The following is a 6813-nucleotide window of genomic DNA, read 5'->3' as shown; positions in this document are numbered from 1 at the left end:
GGCCCACCCCCTCGGGCAAGCCAGATCAGATGTCACCTATCCGTGCAGCAGTCCCAAGCGGGGCCTTGCCGATATTGGCAGGTGTTGTTCTGCTGCACGTAGTGTGTTGCGGTTTGATATTGACCTTGGGTGTCGCCGGAGCGCTCGGAGCCCTGGGTGCCGTGCTGGGGAATCCTTGGGTCGTCGCCGCAGCCGTTATTCTCGTCGGCGCGCTCGTGACAGTCGCTCTTCGCCGCCGAGCAGGGGCGAATCGTCCCGCCGGGGCGGACTGCCGCGATCCGCAGGGATCGGGTCCTTCTCGCGAGTCCGCGACTCAGGTCGGCGAGGCTCGGTCATGAGCCGTTCGGCGCCCGCGGCGACCTCTCAGAAGCGAGAACATATCCGCACGTTCTGGCTTATCGGGCTGTTTGTCCTCGTGATCGTGGGCGCGGTCATGGCTGTGATCGCGACGGTGCAGGGCGCACAATCATCCTCGCCGGATTCGTCCGGCACGTCGGTATCCGCGGTGAGCGGCGAGTTCACTGCTCAAACGACAGACGGCGAACAGGTTCCGGTACCGGGAACGAAGCCGAGCGTGCTGCTCTTCTTCTCGATCGAATGCGGAGTGTGTGGGCCGGCTACGAAGATGTTGGCCGAAGTGCAGCGCAGCGCGCCCGAGGCCGCCAACTATGTGGTGGTCGATGTGGCGAACTACGAGACCGCACCTGAAATCGAGAGCTTTCTGGCCGAGTACGAGGCGTCGTCCCTCGGCTACACCATCGACACCGACGCCCGGCTGATCACTGCGTATGAAGTGAGCCAGTTGAGCACGGTAGTGGTCCTGGACGCTTCGGGTCAAACTGTGTTCAGCGCTGTCGAGCCGAGCGAGGCGCAGATACGTGACGCTCTCAGGCAGGCAGGTGCCGAGTGACCGCGCTTCTCGTTCTAGCCTTCGGCGCGGGGTTGCTCGCTCCCATCAATCCGTGTGGCTTCGCTGTGCTGCCAGCGTTCCTGGCGTATGGCACCCGAAACGCCGCTGCCACCGGAACACGGGGAACGTGGGCGCGGCTCGCGTGGGGCCTTCGGTCCGGCCTTGCCCTGGCAATCGGCTTCGCCGGTACCTTCACCATTGTCGGTCTGCTTCTGGCCGCTGGTATGCGATCGCTGATAGGTGCGTTCCCGTGGGTGGCCGCCGTCCTGGGCGCCGTCTTCGCCCTGCTCGGTCTGGTGATGCTGGTCGGCATTCGAATTCCAGTCGGGATTCCGAGGCTGGCAGCGATCGGGCAGGATCGCAAAACCAGGGGCGGGATGGTCGTCTTCGGTGCCGGGTATGCTCTGGCTTCAGCATCATGCAGCCTGGCGCTGCTGGTGGCCGTGGTCACTCAGGCTCTGGCGGGCGAGGGTCTGGTGACCGTCCTCCTGGTGTTCGGCGCCTACGCGGCCGGATCCACCATATTGCTGTTGTCCCTATCGGTGGTCACCGCGTTCGCCAGCACCGTGATCACTACACGCCTGCGCCGCCTGATGCCGCACATGAACCGGATCACCGGGGCAATACTGACGCTCTCCGGCGTCTACCTGCTCGTGTACTGGCTGCCTCAACTGTTCGGCGGCGACCCAGGCACGAACCTACTCGCCGGTGTCGCAGGCCCGATCTCAAGTTGGGTCGGCGACAACCTGATCCTGGTCTCGACCATCGCCGGTGCAGCGGTAGTGGTGACGGTCATCGGTGCCGTACTGCACCAGGCGAGAAAGGGCCGCCAACTACCCGAAACGGATGATTGCTGCGAGCCCTCGCTGACGCAACAACTCGCTGGGCCGAAGCCTTGACAGCTCCTACTCCACCTCCCCGGCGGTAGGAGCTACTGATGAGCAACTATTTCGGCACAGGGAACGTCAGCGAACCCACGATCATCCCGCAACAACGCTCGCAACAGGGCACCCGGATGATCGATGATGATCATGCGCAACAGAACCCGCGCCGGAACCGTAGTAGCTCACCCGGTGTCAGAACCGTCCCGAGCGTGCCTCTCTGGGCTTCCCTCCTCATCGCCGTGAGCGCGGGCGTGATTCTCGACGCCGCCTTCCCGGACCACGGCTGGTGGTTTCTCGCTCCGGTCGCGATCGTCCTCATGCTGGGTTCCCTGCTCGGACGCGGCCCCTGGACCGGCCTGCTTGTGGGCCTCGTGGCCGGGTTCTCCTTCTGGGGGGTCCACATCTTCTGGCTCACGGTCTATCTCGGTCCGCTGCCGTGGCTGGGATTGGTCGCACTGCAGACGATCTTCTTCGGAGTGAGTCTGTCCCTCGTTGCCGTCGTGCTGCGCTGGGGTCCCCGGGTCTGGCCGACCAGAGTCGGGCGACTGGGTGCGGTGCCCGTCGTCCTGGCGGGTCTCTGGACGGCACGGGAGGCGATCTCCGCGGTCTGGCCGTACGGCGGGTTTGCGTGGGGTCGGGTTGCGCTGTCCCAGTCGGAGAGTCCGTTCAGCTCGCTTGTGGCCTGGGTCGGCATCTCGGGGCTCAGTTTCATCATCGTCTGGTTGAGTGCGCTTGTGGTCCAGTTGTGGCGCGAGGCTCAGATCGGCCAGGTCGTACGGTGGGCGGTGGCGGCAGGCGTGGTCGGGATCATGTTGGTGTTGCCCGCGTGGCCGGTCATTCAATCGGGCACGACCCGGCTCGCCGCCGTGCAGGGTGGGTCGGATGCGGCGCTTTTCGCACGGTATCCGCCCGGGCAGATCCTCGCCGATCACGTTGCGGCTACCGAGCCGCTGATCGGCGAAAAGGTCGACTTCGTGGTCTGGCCGGAGAACAGCACTGACCTCGATCCGACCCGCTTTCCGCAGGCCGCGGAGGCCGTCGACCGCATCAGTCAATCGATGGGGGCGCCGCTCGTCACTAGCACGATCACCGAACGCGGCGGGGAGTACTACAACACGTCGCTGCTGTGGGATGAGGGGCGAGGTGTGATTGACCGGTACGACAAAGTACACCCGGTACCGTTCGGCGAGTACGTGCCGGATCGGGCATTCTGGCGATCGCTTGCTCCGGACCTCGTCGACCTCATCGGGCGCGACTACGCCAAGGGCACGGGCGGCAACGTGATCAGCATCGACGACATCCTCGCGGGAATCGCCATCAGTTTCGAGATCGTCGATGACCAACTGGTACGCGAGATGATCGACGGGAAAGCGCAGATTATTCTCGCGCAAACCAACACGGCCGACTTCGGCCGCACCGATGAGAGCGTCCAGCAACTCGCGATCGCCAGGCTCCGGGCGATCGAGACCGGCCGCACGGTCGTGAACATCTCAACCGTCGGAGCCAGTGCAATCATCATGCCGGACGGGAGAACCATCGACAGCGTGCCGACGTGGGAAGCAGGTGCGATGGTGCAGACGGTTCCGTTGAGTGACACCGTCACGCCGGCCGTGACTTTCGGGCGGGGAATCGAGTGGCTCGTGTCGGCGCTCGGGCTCGCGGGGCTTGCCCTCTGCCTGGTCCGCGCCGGGTCGCGCCGTCGCCCGGCTGTCAAGTGATCGCTCAGATGACTGCACGCCTGACGGGAGGCGTTCTCACAGGTAGCTGCAGATGCGATCCGGGTCGCACGCGGCGAGGTCAGGTTCGGATGCCGCGTCGTAGAAATCCGCGACGGTGGCCCTGAGGGCGACCAGCTCGGCGATCTGCCGGTCGAGGTCGGCCAGCTGCCGTGCGAGAAGGTCTCGCACATGAATGCACGGAGCCTCGCCGACGTCCCTGATCTGCAGAATGTCGCGGATCTGTGCCAATGTCAGCCCGGCGGTGCGGCTTCGGCGGATGAAGTCCAGTCTCGCCGTGATGTCCGCTCCGTAGTCCCGGTAGCCGTTCGCGGCTCGCTCGGTCGCGGGCAGAAGACCGCTCGACTCGTAGAACCTCAGGGTCTTCGTGGTCATCCCGGACGCTGCCGCCGCTTCACCGATACGCACGCTGTGCCTCCTCCTTCATGGTTTCGCCGCTCACTCTTGACCTTCCAGTCTAGGGGAAGGTGCAGACTGACGGAAACGAATCGAGCAGGGTTGTCCTGCCCGCGCGGCTTTCGACAATCATCCTCAGGAGATTCCATGCCCGAACGCTCACCGACCGACTTCGATCTGGCCATCATCGGCTCCGGAGGCGGCGCGTTCGCCGCCGCGATCCGGGCCACGAACCTCGGCAAGCGCGTCGTCATGATCGAGCGCGCAACCATCGGCGGAACCTGCGTCAACACCGGATGCATCCCGTCGAAGGCCCTGCTCGCGGCCGCCGACGCGCGCCACGTCACCCTCGACGCGCGCCGATTCCCCGGCATCGACGCGACCGCCGGTCCGGTCGACATGACGGAACTGATCGACGGCAAGCGTGCCCTCGTCGAGACGATGCGATCCGAGAAATACGTCGACCTGATCGCGGATTACGGTTGGGATCTGCGGCACGCCGACGCGGCATTCGCCGGCACCGCCGAGAACCCGGCATTGGAGGTGACGGATGCCGACGGCAAGGTCGACACCATACGCGCCGCGCATTACCTCATCGCCACCGGATCGAGCCCCTCGGTGCCCTCGATCGACGGGCTGGCAGATGTCGACTACCTCACCTCGACGACGGCGATGGAACTCGACGAGGTACCCGAGTCGCTGCTGGTTCTCGGCGGCGGCTACGTCGCTCTCGAACAGGCGCAACTCTTCGCCCGCCTGGGCTCGAAAGTGACGATGGTGGTCCGTTCCCGGCTGGCGTCGGCGGAGGAGCCGGAAGCATCCCGCGCCCTGATGAGCGTGTTCGCCGACGAGGGCATCCGTGTTCTCCGCAAGTCGACCATCTCCTCCGTCCGCACCGATGCCACGACGGGTGAGGTGGTGGCACTCGTCTCCGGGATCGGCGGTCGCGAGGACATCCGTGCGAGCAAGCTGCTGATCGCCACCGGCCGGGTACCGGTGACGGGCGGGCTGAACCTCGCCGCGGTCGGCGTGACGACGGGGGAGAAGGGAGAAGTGGTGGTCGATTCGCGGCTGGCGTCGTCCAACGGCCGCATCTGGGCCGCGGGGGATGTGACGGGGCATCCGGAGTTCGTCTACGTCGCCGCCGCCCACGGTGCCCTCGTCGTGGAGAACGTGTTCAACAATGCCGGGCGGGAGGTCGACTACCGGCACCTGCCCCGTGTCACCTTCACCACCCCCAACCTCGCGGCGGTGGGGATGACCGACAAGCAGGCAAGGGATGCGGGAATCGTCTGCGAATGCCGGGTCCTGCCGCTGGAATACGTGCCGCGCGCCTTGGTGAACCGGGACACTCGCGGGTTCATCAAGGTCGTCGCGGACGCCCAGACCGGCCAGATCCACGGGATCACCGCCGTAGCGCAGACCGCCGGCGAGATCGCCGCCGCCGCCGTCTACATAGTCTCCGCCGGGATGACGGTCAGCCAGGTCGCGAACCTCTGGAGCCCCTACCTGACCATGGCCGAAGGCATCAAGATCGCCTGCCAGTCCTTCACCACGGACGTGTCAAAGCTGTCCTGCTGCGCCGCGTGACCACTTCATCCACCGAACGATCCACCCCGACGAAAGGACCCACCATGACCGACAACGCCACCCAGATCACCGAGCGCCTCGCCTCATCCGAAACCGGAATGGAGCCCTGGCTGTGGCTGCCGCTGATGAGGCTGCTCGCGCAGGGCGATCCGGTCGACATCGAGGACCTCGCCGCGACGACCGGCCGGCCGGTCGACGAGATCCGCTCGGCACTCGCAGCTATGGCCGACACCGAGTACGACGGATCGGGGCGGATCATCGGACAGGGACTGACCCAGCGGGCGACCCAGCACCGATTCGAGATCGACGGGGAACAGCTCTACACCTGGTGCGCCCTGGACACCCTCATCTTTCCCACCATCCTCGGGACGTCCGCGGTCATCGAATCCCGCTACCGCACCGGAACGCCGGTTCGGGTGACCGTCGACAGCTCCGGCGTGCACAGCGTGGAGCCCCCCACCGCCGTGGTGTCCCTGGTCGCCCCAGACGACATGAGTTCCGTGCGCTCGTCTTTCTGCAACCAGGTTCACTTCTTCGCCACTCCCGAGGAAGCCGAACCGTGGCTCAAGAACCACGAGGGTGGATCGGTCATCTCCGTCGCTGACGCGTTCGCGCTCGGTGCTTCGATGGCCGAGAACATGCTTGCCGAGACGGCTGCGGACCGCTCCAGCGACGACCCACCCCACAGCTGCTGCTGAGGCGCCAGAACATGACTGAACACTTTGACGTAGCTGCGCTGGGCATGGGTCCTGGCGGAGAAGTCGCGGCGAGCCGATTCGAGTCCTCGGACATCACCTTGATCTCCGGCGCCCTGTCCGGGCTCGTCACCGCCGTCGACCTGTCCCGGGCCACTATGCGCAACATCAGGCAGAACCTGGTTTTTCGCGTTCATCTATAACGGCCTGGGCATCCCGATCGCCGCCGGGGTTCTCTACCCTGCGCTCGGCATCACGCTGAGCCCGATGATCGCGGCGGTGGGCGATGGCGTTGTCCTCACTGTCCGTCGTGGCCAACGCCAAGCGGCTGCGCCGCTTCACGCCACGCGCCATCCCGGACGCCATCCGGGTTCACCGACCCGGTGGTGGAAATCGGACGAGACCAAGAAGGAGCGCAAGAACCCATGGAGGAAGATATGTCCGCGACGTCCGCGAAGGTCACCGACCCCGTCTGCGGGATGAGCATCGACCCCGCATCCGCCGCCGCCAGTGGCTGCGCGGCGAGCTTCAAGGCCGACCCTGCCAAGTACGCCACCGCGGGCGTGTGACCTCTTCCTCAACGTCGCGACGAACGGGACTCG

Annotated in this window: 7 protein-coding genes and 1 pseudogene; 7 read left to right on the top strand and 1 reads right to left on the bottom strand. The window is 65.7% G+C overall.

Annotated elements, in window-relative coordinates; translation table 11 throughout:
* Positions 1–334 precede the first annotated feature (334 nt).
* Genes Q0568_RS08375 through lnt form a run of 3 tightly spaced genes read left to right on the top strand, consistent with a single transcriptional unit; the run spans position 335 to position 3512 of the window.
* Positions 335–910 carry a thioredoxin-like domain-containing protein gene (locus Q0568_RS08375; protein ID WP_298865232.1) on the top strand — a complete coding sequence of 192 codons (576 nt, stop codon included), beginning with the start codon at positions 335–337 and terminating at the stop codon, positions 908–910.
* Positions 907–1809, top strand: coding sequence for a cytochrome c biogenesis protein CcdA (locus Q0568_RS08370; protein ID WP_298865229.1), 903 nt, complete (start codon positions 907–909; stop codon positions 1807–1809). Before Q0568_RS08375 ends, Q0568_RS08370 begins: the two co-directional genes overlap by 4 nt.
* A 38-nt stretch (positions 1810–1847) precedes the next feature.
* Positions 1848–3512, top strand: a complete 1665-nt coding sequence (gene lnt, locus Q0568_RS08365) for an apolipoprotein N-acyltransferase (protein WP_298865226.1) — start codon at positions 1848–1850, stop codon at positions 3510–3512.
* Between the two features lie 36 nt (positions 3513–3548).
* Here the strand turns inward: lnt and Q0568_RS08360 are convergent, their stop codons facing one another.
* Positions 3549–3938: a heavy metal-responsive transcriptional regulator gene (locus tag Q0568_RS08360; protein WP_298865223.1), complete on the bottom strand. Its 390-nt coding sequence runs from the start codon at positions 3936–3938 to the stop codon at positions 3549–3551.
* 135 nt (positions 3939–4073) lie between these two features.
* On the opposite strand from Q0568_RS08360, the gene merA reads away from it, so the two are divergent.
* The 4 genes and pseudogenes from merA to Q0568_RS08340 all read left to right on the top strand — a co-directional run bounded on the left by merA (position 4074) and on the right by Q0568_RS08340 (position 6780).
* On the top strand, positions 4074–5516 hold the full coding sequence (gene merA, locus Q0568_RS08355) for a mercury(II) reductase (protein WP_298865220.1): 1443 nt from the start codon (positions 4074–4076) through the stop codon (positions 5514–5516).
* Between the two features lie 44 nt (positions 5517–5560).
* Positions 5561–6214, top strand: coding sequence for an organomercurial lyase MerB (gene merB / locus Q0568_RS08350; protein WP_298865217.1), 654 nt, complete (start codon positions 5561–5563; stop codon positions 6212–6214).
* Positions 6215–6297: 83 nt separating this feature from the next.
* Positions 6298–6545, top strand: a pseudogene (locus Q0568_RS08345) (haloacid dehalogenase); the annotation flags it as partial.
* A 103-nt stretch (positions 6546–6648) separates the two neighbouring features.
* Positions 6649–6780, top strand: coding sequence for a hypothetical protein (locus Q0568_RS08340; protein WP_298865288.1), 132 nt, complete (start codon positions 6649–6651; stop codon positions 6778–6780).
* Positions 6781–6813: the final 33 nt, after the last annotated feature.

The organism is uncultured Microbacterium sp., from assembly GCF_937927635.1.
Lineage (GTDB): Bacteria > Actinomycetota > Actinomycetes > Actinomycetales > Microbacteriaceae > Microbacterium.
Note: the sequence above shows the minus strand (reverse complement) of the source record. Positions and strands in the feature narration are given on the sequence as shown.